The organism is Enterobacter cloacae complex sp. 394I7 (assembly GCF_057320345.1).
Window position 1 is genome coordinate 1,470,202 of the sequence record NZ_JBXWCR010000001.1, and the last position, 15,792, is coordinate 1,485,993.

Here is a 15,792-nt window from a genome sequence, read left to right on the forward strand (position 1 = left end):
CGGTGTTTCTGCCGATCAGTTATCCGGGTTCATCGTAAGCACTATCCGGTAGCGCGCCTTTCCCTGCCGTAACCTGTCGAGCGCCTCATTTGCCTGTTCAAAGGGCATCAGCTCTGTGACTGGCAGCGTCTGAAAGAGGTGGCTGAAACGCAGTGCGCGTTCGGTTTGCGACGGGGTGCTGACAAATGAACCTGTCAGGGTGCGTTCCGCGCCAATCATCATACCCGGCATGACCTGCAACGGTGTGCGTCCGGCGCCTAACAGGATCGCTTTTCCTCTGGGGGCCAGGGCTGGCAATAACGCTGAAACCGCGTCTGCATCCGGGGCAGTGGCCACAATAATCTCGACGCCGCCTTCCGCTCTCAACCGTTCCGCCGCGTTTTCCGTCTGCGCATCGATATAGTGATGAGCGCCCAGCTGTAAAGCGTCATGTGCCTTTTCACTGCCGCGCGCAATCACGATAACCTCAAACCCCATCCTCCGGGCGTACTGAATCGCCATATGGCCTAAGCCACCAATACCGAGAATAGCCACCCTGTCTCCCGCGCTGGCACCGGATTGACGCAACGCGTTAAAGGTTGCCGTACCGGCGCACAAGATCGGGGCCGCGTGAACGGAAGAGAGCGCTGAAGGAATGGCAATCAGCGCGGTATGGCGGATAACAACATACTCGGCGTAACCTCCGTCACAGCTCAGCCCCGGCGTTAGCTGATTTTCACACAGGTGAAAAAGTCCGTTACGGCAAGGCGGGCAATGCTGGCAATATCCCCCAAGACGTCCGACGCCCACGCGCTGACCGGTGTGCCAGATCCCGGGAACTGCATCTCCTTTCCGGGTAATGTGGCCCACAATTTCATGGCCCGGAATGCGCCCGGGCTGCCCCGCTTCCGGTACCTTCTCCGCATCCTGAAGATCGGCACCACAAACGCCGCATACCTCAATTTTAATCAGTACGTCCTCGGGTCCTGGCTCGGGCAACGGTCTGACGACCATTTCAAGCACGCCCGGCGAGGAAATCTGCATAGCACGAAAAGTTTTATTCACGGTATCACCTGTGACGAGCGGTGTATTATGCGTTACGGCCAGCCATGACGCCGCCGTCAATGTCCCAGATTGCGCCGGTGACCCAGCCTGTCTTGTCAGAAAGCAGGAAGGCAACCGTTTCAGCCACATCGCCCGGCGTACCCACGCGGCCAATCGGATGGAAGCTGTCGAAGCTGTTCATCACCTCTTTTACATCGTCTTTCGGGATGAAGCCTTCATAAATTGGCGTGTGAACAACGGCCGGAGACACGGCATTGACGCGAATGCCTTTCCCGCCCAGCTCAATAGCCAGGTTTTTGGTCCACGCATGCAGGCCGGCTTTCGCCATGGAATATGCCGAAGACGGCGTGGCCCCGATGGCCTGCTGTGCCCACATAGAGCCGATATTGACGATGGAGCCTTTAATACCGGCATCAATCATATTGCGCACCACGTCACGGGTGATGAAGAAGGTCGCGCGGTTGATGCTCATGTACATGTCGTAATCTGACGCTTCATGTTCAGTAAACGGTTTCGGGAAGAACACGCCAGCGGCATTGACCAGCAGGCTGATGTCTTTGTGTTCAGCATTGATGGTATTCATCACGTGCTGCATACCCTCTTCTTTCATCAGGTCAGCCACGATGATGGATACCGGCCCGTCGACCGCCAGCGCCTGACGAGCCTGCTCCGCTTTGTCCTTGCGGTTCCCCACCAGCACCACGCTGCCACCGTTTTTCAGAACCCGCTTCGCCGTTTCGAAGCCCATACCGCTTGTACCACCGACCACTAACAGCTTTTTACCGGCAAAAGATGCGTTCATCGCTAACCTCTTTTAAAACATTTGGTTGTCATTGATGAAAAGCCTCGCTCCTCATCGTGTGCATCCAGAATGCCACCCTGCATCAGGGTTGACGACTGAGAAGAAATTGCGACACAGGAAAGAAAATCTTCTTCGCTCAGGTATACTGAAAGAAAGAATAAATCGGAGTACCTGCAATGCGTTCCCTGAACAGACTTAAATGGCTACATGCTTTTGAAGCGACCGCCCGTCACGGTAGCTTTACCGGTGCGGCACAAGAGCTTGGCGTGACGCCTGCCGCAGTGGGCCAGCTTGTTCGTTCGCTCGAAGACTGGGTTGGTCACCCGCTGCTTCGCCGTACGCGGTCGGGTAAGGAGCGTCTGACGCTGGTGGATGAGGCTCAGGATGCGCTGCAGGACATTACGCAGGGCCTGGACAAGCTGGAAAGCGGGTTAAACAAACTGCGCGGACGTCGCGCACGTTCTGTCGTGGTCGTCACCGCCTCTCAGGTATTGATGATGAACTGGCTGATGGAGCGTCTTAACCGCTTCTCAGAAACGCATGACACAATCGATCTGCGGCTTAACGTCACGGAAAAGCTGATGGACGTATCACACGGCGAGGCGGATATCGGCATTCGCTGCGGACAGGGAGACTGGCCCGGCGTGAATAAAACCTGGCTGATGGATGAAGAGGCGGTGCTGGTCTGTAGCCCCCGCCTGGTGCCTCCGGAGAAAATTGCCTGTGGTGACTGGCTCGCCACACAGAAGCTGATCCACGATGACACGCCGCACCCGGGCGCGAATTTTCCCTCATGGGATGACGTTCTCCGTACCGTCAATGCCCCTGGCGCGCTGGAAAGCAGGCTGCATATTAACTCCACCTCCGCCGTGATTCTCTCGGCCCTGAGCGGCCGGGGGGTGGCGATTGTGCGTCACGCGCTGGTGAAACAGCTGATTGAAACCGGGCAATTGGTTCAATTGCACCCAAACCATCGCTGGCCGTTAACATGGTCTTACTACCTGGTGACCCCGCAGCACACCGCCATGCGTGAAGAAGTAAAAATATTTCACGACTGGCTTCTTCATGATGTGGTCTCTGACAATCCTTAACTCCCCCTTTTTTAAGCATCATGCGGCAAGGGTCATCGCGTACCGGCATGATGCTTCTCTCTTCAGACGCCCAACATAGTTTTTCTTTTCTGCAACGCAAGATTAACTGATTTGTTGAAGATAACCGGCTTTCTCATAATCGCCCTCAACGAACGGTAAAGCAGACCGGTACCTTATCCGGCCGCCTTGCCTTAACCCTGAGCGAAGGAGAGAACGATGGCTTATCTGCAAATCAGCCTTGATATCAGTAATGAAAACCGTGCGGCAGCCGCCGGGGTCTACCAGCAATACAAAACCCCGTTCCTGACCACCATCGACGGTGCCACCTCTAAAGAACTGCTTGTTCGTGACGAGGACGTACAGGTCCTGCACGGATTTAAAACCGTGTCCCAGGCACAGGCGTATCTCAGCAGTCCGCTTTTCACCCAGGACGTCGTTGAAGCACTGAAACCGTATCTGAACAGCGCGCCTGAAATCCGCATTTACGACGTCCTGTAACGGGCATTTTCTGAAACCTACACGTACCGGAGCTATGAATGTTTTTAAACTGGAATGAATATCGCACCAGCCTGCTGGCCACCGTCGGGAAATTTGCCAGACTGCAGCCTGAATTTATGAAAGGCTTACAGCAGATGGATAAAGGGGCTTCTGAAAATCAGCACCTTGATCCCAAGACCCACGAACTGATTGCGCTGGCTGTTGCCGTTACCACTCGCTGTGATGGTTGCCTGGCGGTACATGTGGAAGCTGCGGTTAAGAAAGGCGCAACGCGTGAAGAGATAGCTGAAGCGCTTTCCGTTGCCATCAGTCTGAACGCCGGTGCTGCGTTAACCTACACCGCCCGGGCTCTGGATGTTTTTGACAACCTGCCAACAAAATAAACCTGTATACGGCACCGCCTGCGGTGCCGTTTAATGACTGACTATGATGTTACTGAATTCTGATTTTTCACAGCGAGCCATCATTACTCCTGATGACTACCGCTGGGTGCCGTCCCCGCAGCCCGGTGTGGAGCGCGTCATGCTTGATCGCATTGGCCGCGAGCAGGCCCGCGCAACCAGCCTTGTCAGGTATGCCCCTGATTCTGTGTTTCCTGAGCACACCCACCCCGGCGGAGAAGAGATTCTGGTGCTGAGCGGTACCTTTACGGAAAACGGAACCGATTATCCGGCTGGCTGGTATCTGCGCAGCCCGGACGGCTCGTCGCATCGACCGTCCAGCCGTGACGGCACAACCCTTTTCGTTAAGTTGCGCCAGTTCGCCGCCGAAGAACTGGAACCGGTCAGGATCAATACCAACGAGGCGAGTCGCTGGCACGGCCAGCCGCACAGACTCATTTGTCCCCTGTTCGCAAGCGTAGCGGAAACCACCCAGCTTCAGAGGATCGCACCGGGTGAACGACTCTTCTGCGCTCCGCTCGCCGGAGGAGCCGAGCTCCTGCTTCTCGAAGGGGAAATCAGCGCACCGGAAGGTCGTTACCTGAAAGGAAGCTGGCTCAGATTTCCTGAAGGCGATTTGCCGGCGCTGACGGCCGCCGCCTCTGGGGCACTTTTTTATCTTAAAACGGGACATCTCAGCCCGACCACACTGACCGGAGCGATACCATGAAAGGCAGCGTTATTATCATTGGTGCGGGTGTCAGCGGCCTGTATGCGGGCACACTGCTTGAAAAAGCGGGAATGGAATACGTGATACTGGAAGCGAGGAAAAGAACCGGCGGTCGCGTACTTTCAGGTCAGGCGTTAGCAAACACGCCTGATGGGGTTCATGTGGACATGGGCGCGACCTGGTTCTGGCCGGAAATTCAGCCTGACTTCGCACACCTGGTTCATCAACTTGGATTAACGCCTCTCCCTCAGGGGCGACCGGGGGATATGCTTTATGAACGCCAGACGACGTCCCCCGCGCAACGTTATCCTGCCTATGTGACATCACCGGAGTCGTTCAGGCTTCAGGGTGGAATGCAGTCGCTGACGAGCGCATTAACACGCCAGATCCCGGTGCAGAAGATTAAGTCAGACCATCAGGTGGTTTCTATTTCCCGTCTCGGCGAGGGTATGCAGGTCGCGACGCTGTCCGAAACGGGCGAAGGCTCACTTTTCACCGGTGAACACGTTTTCCTCGCCCTGCCTCCCGCGCTGGCAGCAAAAATGACGTTCGAGCCGGCATTGCCGGAGCAGGTACTTTCACACTGGCATAAAACGCCGACCTGGATGGCGCCTCACGCAAAATATGTCGCCCTGTACCAGACCGACTTTTTGCAGGCACAGCATCTCTCCGGCGACGTAAGCAGCCGTGTGGGTCCGATGGTTGAAATACACGATGTGTCAGAGCCCGATACCGGCAAAACGGCTATCTTTGGTTTTATTGGCGTACCGGCAAAATCACGATGGACGGTGAGCGAGGCCGAACTCAAGCGACTGTGCCGGGAGCAACTGGTGCGACTCTTCGGAGAAGACGCGGCAGAGCCTGAAGCCGAGTGGATAAAAGACTGGGCCGCCGATCCGTTTACGACGACAGAATTTGACCTGCAGCAGGACGTCGGGCACGCACAGCCTCAACAGGTTCCGGCGCAGGAAGAATGGGCTGATAAATTAACCGGGATTGCCAGCGAATGGTCACCGCAATTTTCGGGTTATCTGGCCGGCGCAATTGACGCTGCTGCTGAAGGCGTTGGGCACTGGTTACGCCACGTTGCCAGACCCTGAGGCCTGTATCTGCCGATAACAAACATTTTGCTTCCCGGACCGGATTAATGAAATTTATTCATTTTTCTATTCTGATAACGCCTATTAACACGCGGTTTATTTCTGTTAAGAATAGTTGCCAATGACTGCAGACGAATGCCGGCTGGCGCAACGAACTCATACAGGAAAACCCGATGAAGATAAAAATTATACTGAACGACAAGACGCTAACCGCAACGGTGAATAGCAGCCAAACCAGTCGTGACTTTATCGCACTGTTGCCCCTTACGCTGCAGCTGAAAGATTATGCCGGGGAAGAGAAAATCGGCGATCTTCCTCGCCGCCTGTCCACGGCCGGCGCACCCGCGGGTACCGCGGCCGCTAAGGGTGATATCACGCTATATGCCCCGTGGGGAAATCTGGCGATTTTCTATAAAGCACACGGATATGCGTCGGGATTAATTACGCTGGGGCAATTAGACGAACCGGATGCCTTGCCCGTATCACCTGCTGAATATACTGCCCGATTTGAGCTACTGACGGATAAGTAGCCGCCCGAATATGTATTTCCGGCACAGCCGGCGAATCTCATCACAACACATTTATCCCCTTCTCTTTTTCCCGGTACCGGGTTTGCCGTTTCATTCACAACAGGAGAGTATGATGATCCGTTTCACCTCTGTAGCAGCATCACTATTGGTATTTGCAGGTATGTCCGCACACAGCGAAACCACCCCTTCGGCTCAAATGACCGTGTCTGAAACGGGCAGTCGCGCGACGATTGCCGAACCCGCTGACCACTTTACCGGACGTGCTTACATTGACCCCCTCTTCTCACCTGTCGCCCCGCAAAGAGCTGGCGCCGCGTATGTCACCTTCGTGCCCGGCGCACGTTCCGACTGGCATACCCATCCGCTTGGGCAGACACTGGTGGTCACGTCCGGGACGGGCTGGGTGCAGGAGTGGGGGCAGGAGCGAAAAACCGTGCACGCCGGGGATGTCATTCAATGCCCGCCAGGGATTAAACACTGGCACGGCGCAACGAATAAAACCACGATGGTGCATATGGCCATTCAGGAATCGAATGAGCAGGGACAAAACGTGAACTGGCTTGAAAAAGTCAGCGATGCGCAGTACCTGCAGGCGGGAGGGCATTAATGCTGAACAGAACCGCCCTGCTTATCGTTTCACTCTTATTGATTAACGGATGTGTCTCCCAGACTACTCAAAACAGGAGTTCGACAATGAAACCGGAAGACTCACGGGACGCTGTAGCCCAGGTCGCGCCAGCAATGGCTGCCTATTCAGAACAGTTTATTGAAAAAGATCTCTGGAATCGCCCGGAACTGTCGCGACGCGATCGAAGCCTGGTGACGGTTGCAGCGCTGATCAGCCGCAATGATACGGCGGAACTTCCCCACTACCTCAACGTGGCGCTGGACAGCGGCGTAAAACCTGCGGAAATCTCAGAGACAATCACCCACCTGGCTTTTTACGCCGGCTGGCCGAACGCCACCTCTGCGGCGCTGATCACGCGTCAGCTGTTTGCTCAACGCCATATCGATACCGCTTCCTTGCCAGGCGGAAAGGTGGATTTCCTGCCGCTGGATGAAGAGTCGGAAAACAAGCGTGCCACGCTGGTTGAATCAAACTTTGGCAAGGTCTCGCCGGGCGTAGTGAAATACACGACCGACGCGCTATTCCAGAACCTGTGGCTCAGGCCCGGACTGGCGCCTCGGGACAGAAGTCTGATCACCGTCAGCGCGTTGGTCACTGCCGGCCAGGTGGCCCAGGTTCCTTACCATCTCAACCGCGCCATGGACAATGGTTTAACCCGGCCCCAGGCGTCCGAAGTCCTGACGCAACTGGCCTTTGTTGCGGGCTGGCCCAATGTTTTCTCGGCGATGCCGGTCTTTAAAGAGGTGTTTGCCGGCAGGGATAATGCCTGACATTTAGCCACGCAACTGTAAACGCCAGGCACCGGATGAGGGGCCTGGCTTTGCGTTGCTGACAAACGTCTCTCTTCAGGGATGTTTGTAATGGCGTAGCGCGTCGACCACCAGCTGGAATGCTTTCGATAGATTTCGGTTCTCGGGATAGTAAATATAATAGCCATCCCAGTAGGGACACCAGTCGTCGAGCACGCTAATAAGCTCCCCACGGGCGATATGCTTTTCTGCGATATCACGCGGAACATGCGCCAGGCCGTACCCTTCCACTGCAGCCTGAAGGCACTGATAGATCCGGCTAAAGACCAGCTGGCCAGTGACTTTCACGTTCAGGCTTTTACCCTCTTTTTCAAATTCCCAGACGTATAAATTGCCATGCGTAGGAAACCGCAGGTTGATGCAGTTGTAATCAATCAGATCGTTAGGGTGCTGCGGCTGAGGATTGCGGGAAAAATAATCAGGTGAGCCGACCACGGCAAAACGGACATCCGGGCCAATACGCACGGAAATCATGCCGTTGGAGATCTGTTCCCCCAGACGGGTTCCTGCATCAAACCGCCCGGAAACAATATCCGTCAAGGCATAGTCATCAATCAGCTCCAGACTAATGTCAGGATATTCTTTAAGCAGCGGTTCCAGCTTCGGCCAGATAACAGACCCGATAGCATAATCTGACGTTGATATGCGCACCGTACCCGCGGGTTTGCTGTTGAGATCTTTCAGGGACTGCAAACGACCCTGAATACCATCGATGTAAGGCCCCAGGTCATCCAGCATGGACTGACCAATATCGGTTAACGCAATACTGCGCGTGGTGCGAGTCAGCAGTTTCATCCCCAGACGAGATTCGAGGGTACGCATAGTATGGCTCAGGGCTGACTGCGACACGCCTAATTGGGCCGCAGCTTTGGTGAAGCTTTTTTCGCGCGCAACGGCAATAAAAGCCATTAGGTCATTAAGATTTTCTCGTGCCAATCTGGGCCTCTGATATCCGGAAAAAATGGGTGGCTGATTCATCCCAATACACTGTCTCTTCAGACGAAAAGCGTTCTGGCGGTATGGCGTTCATTATAAATGACGGGCGCCTGCGCTGTACGAGAAGCAGTCTATCTAATTTATGAAAATTCCTCATTACTGCATTTTGATTTAGTCAGTTTTAACAACATCACATTTCCCGCAGAATACTTTTACACAACGTGAGACGTCTTCATTGCACGTGATTCCACGGTAAGAGGTATCAAATGGTTAAGTATGATTTTAGTGGCAAGGTGGTGCTGGTCACCGGCGCGGCTTCCGGTATGGGGCTCGCGACCGTCAGGGCATTTTGCGAATCTGGCGCAACGGTGGTGATGACGGATATTCGCGAGGATGCGTTATCTCGCGAAGCGGATGCGCTACTGGCTGAAGGGTATACCGTGAAACCCGTCGTCTGCGACGTGACTGACGAAGAGCAGGTCAGACGCATGATTGAGAACGCAGTACAGGCGTTTGGTCAGCTCGACGCCGCCTATAACAACGCCGGTATTCAGAGCCCTATTGCAGAAACCGCAGATGCCAGCGGCGAAGAGTTTGATCGCGTCAACGCGATTAACCTGCGGGGTATCTGGAACTGCATGAAATATGAGCTGCAACAAATGCGCCGTCAGAAAAGTGGCGCTATCGTTAACTGTTCGTCTCTGGGCGGGCTGGTCGGCATTGCCGGGCGCGGCGTTTATCATGCGACAAAGCATGGCGTCCTCGGGCTGACCAAAAGCGCAGCACTGGAATATGCCGCGCGTGGAATACAGATCAACGCCGTTTGTCCCGGCATTATCCGCACGCCAATGGTCGAAAATATGCTGAACAGCGAGCCTGACGCAATGGCCGAGCTCATGAAGCTGCAGCCGATTGGTCGCCTGGGCGAGCCCGAAGAGATCGCGCGCGCCGTCTTATGGTTGTGCAGTTCCGATGCCAGCTTCGTCACCGGACAGGCTCTGGCAATTGATGGCGGTTATACGGTCCAGTAATCAGATGTCATTCTGGTTTATTCCCGACAGGGTGTAGACCAGCGTTTTCAGCGATTTGAAAGAATTAAGACGATTACCACGGGTTCGTCGTGGTTCTGTTTATACTTTTGAATGGTGTTTAAACAGGGTGGAGGTACTCTTCAGTGGAATATACAGTATTAAGCAACAACCTCAGAATGCCGATGGCGGGTTTTGGTGTTTTTCAGGTCACCGATAAAGAAGAATGTAAACAGTCAGTACTGAGCGCCATTCGTACAGGCTATCGCCTCATTGATACCGCAGCAGTGTACGGCAATGAAGACGCCGTGGGCGATGCCGTTCGTGAAGCCATCGCTGAAGGTCTGTGTACCCGCGAGGAGTTATTTATTACCTCTAAGCTGTGGGTGCAGGACATGGCAAGCTACGAGACCGCCAAAGCCGGTATTGAGGCCTCGTTAAAAAAATCGGGATTAGACTATTTCGATCTCTACTTATTGCATCAGGCAATGCGCGATTATTTCAGCGCGTGGCGGGCTTTGGAAGATGCGTATGATGCCGGAAAGCTAAAAGCGATTGGCGTGTCTAATTTCTACGCCCATGTGCTCACCAACTTCTGTGAAACGGTCAGAATTAAGCCCATGGTAAATCAGGTGGAATTACACCCTTACTTTGCGCAATCTGACGCGCTCGAGACCATGAAATATTACAACGTTCAGCCAGAAGCCTGGGCACCACTTGGCGGCGGAAGGCACAAACCGTACGAAAATGAAATGCTCAAGGGGATTGCCGAAGCGCATCAAAAAACCATCGCTCAGATCATTCTGCGCTGGAATGTGCAACGTGGCGTTACCGTCATTCCTAAATCCACGCACCAGAACCGGATTGAAGAGAACCTGGCTATCTGGGACTTCTCTCTGACTGATGCCGAAATGGCGCAAATCAGTTCGCTCGACTTAGGCTATGTTGGCGATGCGGTTAAACACTTTAACCCTGAGTTTGTTCGCGGGTGTCTGGGTGTAAAAATCCACGACTAAGCGCGACGCGGCGTGCCACCCTCTTCCACTTCTGCAGAGAATGTTACGCCCCTCTCCCTGCTTCGGTACCGAACAGGGAGAGGATATATGTTTTAGCGATCCAGATGCTGAAGGTGGGCATCGTCTGCTTTTATTGCCTGGAACGGTTCTGGAAATAAAGTTACCGACCGAAACAAAATAGGTCTGTGCGACTTAGGATTCAGGCCGTGGACTTGTCTGTACCGGATATGCCATTATATGATTTGGTTAAATCTTTGTATTTATCTTTTGAATAAGGTTAATACAAAATGGCATACTTATTCAGGCGATAAGCGATGGTGTACTTGGATTATTTATTAACATTTATAGAAAGCAATCCGGCTCTGGCCATTGGATTTAATCTTATTCTGTTGGTCATCTCAGGTTTCTTTGCGCACCTGATGTGCAAATTCCTGCTCATAAAAATCGTTCGTAAGGTCTTCTTTGCCAGCCATAAACAGGATGTCCCGCTGGAAAAAGATCGTCGCATAGCCGAAAAGCTGTCGAATTTCATTCCGGTTATTATCGTTTATTACGTCCTGCAGTTTATGCCCAATATGCCAGCATCGCTGGTGACGGCAATAAATACCATTTGTGGGATTTTATTCTTTATTTTTCTGTCGGTTTTCTTCAATGAGATGCTGGATATTGTCAACAGCTCATATTTACGCAAGACGAAGCGTAAAAATCACTCTATCAAAGGCTATATCCAGATAGGGAAAATATTTATTCACGTCATCGCCGCGATCATGATCCTTGCCGTCATGTCGAATAAATCCCCCGCGATTATTATTTCCAGCCTCGGGGCCGTGGCGGCCGTGCTGATGTTAGTCTTTCAGCATACCCTGCTTTCGCTCGTTGCCAATATCCAGCTTTCGTCAAATGACGTCCTGCAGTTGGGGGACTGGATTGAAATGCCCGATAAAAACCTGAGTGGCGAAGTGACCGACATTGCGCTGCACACCATTACTATCCGTAACTGGGATAACACGATCTCGCGTATCCCGACCAAAAACTTTCTGACCGAAACGTATACCAACTGGCAGGCCATGTTTTCGTCAGGCGCACGCCGGATTATGCGCAGCACCACGATCGATCAGCACTCCGTTACATTTCTCACGCAGGAAACGCTGGCCCCGATGCTGGCCCTGCGCGGCACGAATGAACCGCTGGCAAAACTCATCGACGGGCGTGATCCCCTGGGCGTACCGGACAGTTGGTTTATGGATAATGGCCTGACAAATTTAACGCTCTTCCGGCACTACCTGATGGCCTGGCTCGCCGATCGGCCTGATATTATCAAAGATATGTATATTGTGGTGAGAACGCTGAAGCCTACGCCGTCGGGTATTCCCCTGGAAATTTATTGCTTTACCTCTTCCGTACTGTGGATGGAGTATGAAAATACTCAGTCAGCGATATTTGAATACATCACGGCTGTCGCCGGTCAATTCTCGCTCCGCTTATATCAGTATCCGGCAGGACATGATTTCTGGCGTTTATCACAGGAACACAGCCTTCAGGACCGCACCCCACCTCCGGGTGAAGGTTAAGCTTTTTTGAAAACAGGCCGGTCAAACGGAATAATAGACAGCCTATCACCTTCCTGAAGCCATAAAAAAACCCGCACTCGGCGGGTTTTTTTATTATCGGCGAAGCTTAACTGCTCAGACTCGCGTCTTCATCGCTATCGTAAGGCTCACCGACAATGTGCGCGACTTACAGCGGAGAAACGTTACCCGCTGCTGGGCCTTTAGCGCCATTTTCAATGGTGAAGGACACTTTCTGGCCTTCATCAAGAGATTTGTAGCTGTCGCTCTGAATAGCAGAGAAGTGTACGAATACATCTTTGCTGCCGTCGTCAGGAGTGATAAAGCCAAAACCTTTATCAGAGTTAAACCATTTTACTAAACCAGTCATTTTATTAGACATAGATAATTCCTTATTTTTGAGCCACTAAGCGCGGCGATGATGGCCTGTATTTAGAGAGTAACTTATTTGGCACTTAGGAGGAGGCTCACGAAGAAGAGTATCTATTGATAACACCTGAACTGAGGACTGCTTTACTAAACTGCTTTAATAAGGTCTGTATTCCAAACCGATGACGCTATTTAGGCACAGAAAAATTTTTTAAGCAAAGTTTTTATTTTTTATTATAACCACTTAAACACCCGGACGGCTGAATGGCTATGGAAATTAAGGCGCTGGAACAGCGTATTCACGCCCTGTTTAGCTAAAGCATACCGCCCCTTTTGAGGGTGGATACCCGTCTGACGATGGGTCATCGTATGCGCGTGACTGCTCAACCAGAGGCTGATCTCGTCTGGCATGGGATTACATCGCGCAGGCGACTTTCCACCTGGATTTCTGATGCAAGGCTGAAGTCTGAGGTGGAAAGCTAATGCGCCCTCGCTAAGTAGCTCAAAATGCTTAAAATTCATGCCTATAGCGCACAAAGTGAAATAGATTTTCGTTCGAAGCCACTTATCATAGGTGTTTTGAATGAAAGTGGTGGTGTTAATGTCTGTGCTCAAAAGCTTTTTCTTCTTTCTCTTCGCGTCAGCAGCCTGCACTGTGCCCGTGCTTTGCCTGTGGGCGGATATCTATTTATTTAATCTGGATATACCGGAGATATCGCTGACCGAAATTGTGCAGGAAACAGTTTTAGGGGGCATCGTATTTATACACTTCCTGCTGGCGAAGAAATGGGCATTCATGCGCTATTGCAACATCCTGATTGGCGGCTTTTTCCTCTCCATGCTGATTAGAGAACTGGATGCATTTTTCGATCTTCTGGCTCACGGAAGTTGGGTATGGTTTGCACTGCTTTCCGCCGTTTGTGCTTTGCTTTATCCCGTTATCCATTATCGTCTTACCCTTACGCAACTCGCACACTATACCCGTACCCCGTGGTACGGCGTGATGCTCAGTGGTCTGTTGGCAGTCCTGGTCTTCTCCCGGCTGTTTGGAATGCACGGATTGTGGTACGCGATACTTGATCAAAGCTACGTCAGGGTGGTCAAAAATGTCGTGGAGGAAGGCAGCGAATCATTCGGGTATATGCTCTGCCTTATAGCATCTGTAGGGTACTACTGCTCTTTCCGGTCGCTCCCCCGCCAGAAATGATTCTGGTATTTAGAGAGCACGATAAACACGCCAATCTTCCTGTGACGATGAGTTGAACGCCACAGGGAGAGCGGACTTCTATTCTCAAAAGCAAACGTTGTAGCGCCCAATATAATACGTTACATCTCTCTTAACGCCATCCGCGTGCTCCGTGTTCAGGTAATGCCCTTATAAAGTGAAAAAGAATCAATAGTCGTTGAACAGATGAAGATAAAAAAACAACATCAAAAATCTCTTCTTCAGATTTTTAATGGTGAAGTCAATCTCCCTCGCAGCAAAAATTCACGTGATTATATGTGAATTCGCAGACTAACATCTTAACGCTCTATTAATTCGGCGAATCTCTCAAGAAATGCACTAAATGCAGCTTTCGGTAGCATCGGAACGACTTTAATTATAACCGATGGTGATATATCTCGCAGGGAAGGATAGTCTAATACCTTTTCCATACCCAGATCCCTCGCTTCAGTAGCGAGCATGATCCGATCAGCATGCTTAACTTCTGAGGCTTTACAGGAGGAAATATTAAATTTCACTCTGATCAATGACTCAATTTCTTTCTCAAGGTTTATATACTGCGGCATACATTTTTTTAAAGGAGAAGGGAAATCTTTTATGTAAGCCTCGGTGGCATCATGAAGAAGCCCTTCCAGAGCCAAATGCACTGGCGTTAAATAACTTACCAGGACGGAATGCTGAGCCACTGAATAGAAACTTTCGCATTGCCCACCAAAACGGCATTCATTTGACAAGCCCTTAGCGATATCAATTATATCTATATCATTTATACTGAGATTAAGAAAATCAATTTTCTTGCCGCTAAAAGTAACGATAGTGGTTGCTGAATGCATAAAACCGCCCCAAATAAAATAACTCTCAGACCATTTACCTGGAGTATAAAAAACGCTTTATCGAAAAAAAAGGACGCATGTCCTTTTTTCGAAAGGAGTTTTATTATAAGAGTTGATGACGATTTGAGAAAATGGTATAGATGCGCCAGAAATATCATCGCTGACAGGTTAACCTGGGGATGCCAGGCATATGACTTGAGATTATTTCATGCACAATCTATAATAATTCACAAACAAAGCGTTGAGTCACCTTTATGAAATCATTACAAATAGATTTATCACATTCTGACATTCTGAACTCTAAACTTAAATTCATTTTACCAGATGACATACTCAGCAGAGCTAAATTACTGATTTTTAATAAGGGAGAGATTTTACTCCACCAAGGAGATTCCCCATCGGGAGTTTACTGTTTAATTAAAGGTAAGGTACAAATAGAGCATTTATCTAAAGATGGTAAAGATATTACTTTTTGTATAGAAGAACCTCTCTCTGTGATTGGTGCCATTGAAATTTTCCAACATGATAGCACCAGCAGAAATCTGAGTACAGTAAAGATCCTTAAGACGTCAACGATAGTTTATTTTTCACTTAACTATATAAATACAATTGGATTAAATGAGCCAGTTTTTCTTCGTTTTCTTTGCCAACAACTTGCAAATAAATTATTCATCTCTTCTCAATTAAAAACCACTATGTGTTTAAGTTCATTACAGAGAGTGTCAAATTACCTCATGAATGAATATAATAAACATGGTTCCGTTATCAGGCTTGAGCGAAGAGAATTGGTCGCATCATTTCTTTCCATTTCGGTGAGACATCTCAATCGAGTTTTAGCAGAGTTACAAGAAAATCAAATCATAGAACTCAAGAATAAAACGATTATAGTGAAAGACAGTGAATTATTAAAGCCAGAGTAATCTGCAAATAACCTTCGCACCACATTCTACCACAGCCGCTTTCAACGCCATCGGAAGATGGTTCATTTATATGAAGCCTTTTTTTAAATCACAAGTTTTTTATTTTATAAAAGCACTAACCATATATAAAAACTATGGCACACGATTTTTTCACAAATATCTTAGCGAAGTTAACGCTCAGAATACTAATCGTTATTGAAGCGAGACCGACTGGCATGTCCACTAAAAAGAGATAGATGTCCTTTTTTTTGGATGCATTGTTCGTCATCTTATCTCGTGACAAGC

Annotated in this window: 18 protein-coding genes; 13 read left to right on the forward strand and 5 right to left on the reverse strand. The window is 50.5% G+C overall.

The features are described from left to right. Positions 1-15: 15 nt before the first annotated feature. The gene (locus tag AC2FAP_RS07110; protein ID WP_333191663.1) at positions 16-1,044 is read right to left on the reverse strand and encodes a zinc-binding dehydrogenase; all 1,029 of its coding nucleotides are present in this window, start codon (positions 1,042-1,044) and stop codon (positions 16-18) included. 25 nt (positions 1,045-1,069) lie between these two features. Next, complete coding sequence (locus tag AC2FAP_RS07115; RefSeq protein ID WP_047356776.1) at positions 1,070-1,846, reverse strand: SDR family NAD(P)-dependent oxidoreductase; 777 nt, start codon at positions 1,844-1,846, stop codon at positions 1,070-1,072. A gap of 176 nt (positions 1,847-2,022) precedes the next feature. Here AC2FAP_RS07115 and AC2FAP_RS07120 point away from each other — a divergent pair, with 176 nt between their 5' ends. From AC2FAP_RS07120 to AC2FAP_RS07155, 8 genes are all read left to right on the forward strand, one after another. Beyond that, on the forward strand, positions 2,023-2,937 hold the full coding sequence (locus AC2FAP_RS07120) for a LysR substrate-binding domain-containing protein (RefSeq protein WP_223399144.1): 915 nt from the start codon (positions 2,023-2,025) through the stop codon (positions 2,935-2,937). Positions 2,938-3,153: 216 nt separating this feature from the next. Then, positions 3,154-3,435: a hypothetical protein gene (locus AC2FAP_RS07125; RefSeq protein ID WP_014170391.1), complete on the forward strand. Its 282-nt coding sequence runs from the start codon at positions 3,154-3,156 to the stop codon at positions 3,433-3,435. A gap of 38 nt (positions 3,436-3,473) precedes the next feature. Beyond that, a complete protein-coding gene (locus AC2FAP_RS07130; protein WP_014170390.1) occupies positions 3,474-3,818 on the forward strand; it encodes a carboxymuconolactone decarboxylase family protein in 345 nt (114 codons plus the stop codon). A gap of 43 nt (positions 3,819-3,861) precedes the next feature. Further along, complete coding sequence (locus AC2FAP_RS07135) at positions 3,862-4,545, forward strand: cupin domain-containing protein (protein ID WP_080346967.1); 684 nt, start codon at positions 3,862-3,864, stop codon at positions 4,543-4,545. Beyond that, positions 4,542-5,645, forward strand: coding sequence for a flavin monoamine oxidase family protein (locus AC2FAP_RS07140; protein ID WP_449541687.1), 1,104 nt, complete (start codon positions 4,542-4,544; stop codon positions 5,643-5,645). The genes AC2FAP_RS07135 and AC2FAP_RS07140 overlap by 4 nt, the downstream gene beginning before the upstream one ends. 173 nt (positions 5,646-5,818) lie before the next feature. Continuing rightward, entirely contained in the window at positions 5,819-6,175 is a 357-nt protein-coding gene (locus AC2FAP_RS07145; protein WP_449541688.1) for a cyclophilin-like fold protein, read from the forward strand. A 109-nt stretch (positions 6,176-6,284) separates the two neighbouring features. Further along, on the forward strand, positions 6,285-6,782 hold the full coding sequence (locus tag AC2FAP_RS07150; RefSeq protein ID WP_449541689.1) for a (R)-mandelonitrile lyase: 498 nt from the start codon (positions 6,285-6,287) through the stop codon (positions 6,780-6,782). Then, positions 6,782-7,573 (forward strand): carboxymuconolactone decarboxylase family protein, encoded by a 792-nt coding sequence (locus AC2FAP_RS07155; RefSeq protein ID WP_080463575.1) that lies wholly within the window; start codon positions 6,782-6,784, stop codon positions 7,571-7,573. Before AC2FAP_RS07150 ends, AC2FAP_RS07155 begins: the two co-directional genes overlap by 1 nt. Positions 7,574-7,648: 75 nt before the next feature. Here AC2FAP_RS07155 and AC2FAP_RS07160 read toward each other — a convergent pair whose 3' ends face one another. Beyond that, positions 7,649-8,548: a LysR family transcriptional regulator gene (locus tag AC2FAP_RS07160; RefSeq protein WP_014170396.1), complete on the reverse strand. Its 900-nt coding sequence runs from the start codon at positions 8,546-8,548 to the stop codon at positions 7,649-7,651. Positions 8,549-8,814: 266 nt separating this feature from the next. Here AC2FAP_RS07160 and AC2FAP_RS07165 point away from each other — a divergent pair, with 266 nt between their 5' ends. The 3 genes from AC2FAP_RS07165 to AC2FAP_RS07175 all read left to right on the forward strand — a co-directional run bounded on the left by AC2FAP_RS07165 (position 8,815) and on the right by AC2FAP_RS07175 (position 12,163). Continuing rightward, complete coding sequence (locus AC2FAP_RS07165) at positions 8,815-9,579, forward strand: SDR family NAD(P)-dependent oxidoreductase (protein WP_449541690.1); 765 nt, start codon at positions 8,815-8,817, stop codon at positions 9,577-9,579. A gap of 143 nt (positions 9,580-9,722) precedes the next feature. Then, on the forward strand, positions 9,723-10,592 hold the full coding sequence (locus AC2FAP_RS07170) for an aldo/keto reductase (protein ID WP_063156494.1): 870 nt from the start codon (positions 9,723-9,725) through the stop codon (positions 10,590-10,592). Between the two features lie 314 nt (positions 10,593-10,906). Continuing rightward, entirely contained in the window at positions 10,907-12,163 is a 1,257-nt protein-coding gene (locus tag AC2FAP_RS07175) for a mechanosensitive ion channel family protein (protein ID WP_449541691.1), read from the forward strand. A 166-nt stretch (positions 12,164-12,329) separates the two neighbouring features. Here the strand turns inward: AC2FAP_RS07175 and cspE are convergent, their stop codons facing one another. Next, entirely contained in the window at positions 12,330-12,542 is a 213-nt protein-coding gene (cspE, locus tag AC2FAP_RS07180) for a transcription antiterminator/RNA stability regulator CspE (RefSeq protein WP_014170400.1), read from the reverse strand. A 588-nt stretch (positions 12,543-13,130) separates the two neighbouring features. Here cspE and AC2FAP_RS07185 point away from each other — a divergent pair. Then, the gene (locus tag AC2FAP_RS07185) at positions 13,131-13,736 is read left to right on the forward strand and encodes a hypothetical protein (protein WP_032669825.1); all 606 of its coding nucleotides are present in this window, start codon (positions 13,131-13,133) and stop codon (positions 13,734-13,736) included. A gap of 317 nt (positions 13,737-14,053) precedes the next feature. On the opposite strand, the gene AC2FAP_RS07190 is transcribed toward AC2FAP_RS07185, so the two are convergent. Beyond that, positions 14,054-14,587, reverse strand: a complete 534-nt coding sequence (locus AC2FAP_RS07190) for a hypothetical protein (RefSeq protein ID WP_025203966.1) — start codon at positions 14,585-14,587, stop codon at positions 14,054-14,056. 254 nt (positions 14,588-14,841) lie between these two features. Here AC2FAP_RS07190 and AC2FAP_RS07195 point away from each other — a divergent pair, with 254 nt between their 5' ends. Then, on the forward strand, positions 14,842-15,507 hold the full coding sequence (locus AC2FAP_RS07195; RefSeq protein WP_020882419.1) for a Crp/Fnr family transcriptional regulator: 666 nt from the start codon (positions 14,842-14,844) through the stop codon (positions 15,505-15,507). Positions 15,508-15,792: the final 285 nt, after the last annotated feature.

What these genes read in the sequence shown, in the direction of transcription:
- AC2FAP_RS07115 (WP_047356776.1), bottom strand. Translation starts at nt 1,846, where the DNA reads ATGAACGCATCTTTTGCCGGTAAAAAGCTGTTAGTGGTCGGTGGTACA.
- AC2FAP_RS07120 (WP_223399144.1), top strand. Translation starts at nt 2,023, where the DNA reads ATGCGTTCCCTGAACAGACTTAAATGGCTACATGCTTTTGAAGCGACC.
- AC2FAP_RS07125 (WP_014170391.1), top strand. Translation starts at nt 3,154, where the DNA reads ATGGCTTATCTGCAAATCAGCCTTGATATCAGTAATGAAAACCGTGCG.
- AC2FAP_RS07130 (WP_014170390.1), top strand. Translation starts at nt 3,474, where the DNA reads ATGTTTTTAAACTGGAATGAATATCGCACCAGCCTGCTGGCCACCGTC.
- AC2FAP_RS07135 (WP_080346967.1), top strand. Translation starts at nt 3,862, where the DNA reads ATGATGTTACTGAATTCTGATTTTTCACAGCGAGCCATCATTACTCCT.
- AC2FAP_RS07140 (WP_449541687.1), top strand. Translation starts at nt 4,542, where the DNA reads ATGAAAGGCAGCGTTATTATCATTGGTGCGGGTGTCAGCGGCCTGTAT.
- AC2FAP_RS07145 (WP_449541688.1), top strand. Translation starts at nt 5,819, where the DNA reads ATGAAGATAAAAATTATACTGAACGACAAGACGCTAACCGCAACGGTG.
- AC2FAP_RS07150 (WP_449541689.1), top strand. Translation starts at nt 6,285, where the DNA reads ATGATGATCCGTTTCACCTCTGTAGCAGCATCACTATTGGTATTTGCA.
- AC2FAP_RS07155 (WP_080463575.1), top strand. Translation starts at nt 6,782, where the DNA reads ATGCTGAACAGAACCGCCCTGCTTATCGTTTCACTCTTATTGATTAAC.
- AC2FAP_RS07165 (WP_449541690.1), top strand. Translation starts at nt 8,815, where the DNA reads ATGGTTAAGTATGATTTTAGTGGCAAGGTGGTGCTGGTCACCGGCGCG.
- AC2FAP_RS07175 (WP_449541691.1), top strand. Translation starts at nt 10,907, where the DNA reads ATGGTGTACTTGGATTATTTATTAACATTTATAGAAAGCAATCCGGCT.
- cspE (WP_014170400.1), bottom strand. Translation starts at nt 12,542, where the DNA reads ATGTCTAATAAAATGACTGGTTTAGTAAAATGGTTTAACTCTGATAAA.
- AC2FAP_RS07185 (WP_032669825.1), top strand. Translation starts at nt 13,131, where the DNA reads ATGTCTGTGCTCAAAAGCTTTTTCTTCTTTCTCTTCGCGTCAGCAGCC.
- AC2FAP_RS07190 (WP_025203966.1), bottom strand. Translation starts at nt 14,587, where the DNA reads ATGCATTCAGCAACCACTATCGTTACTTTTAGCGGCAAGAAAATTGAT.
- AC2FAP_RS07195 (WP_020882419.1), top strand. Translation starts at nt 14,842, where the DNA reads ATGAAATCATTACAAATAGATTTATCACATTCTGACATTCTGAACTCT.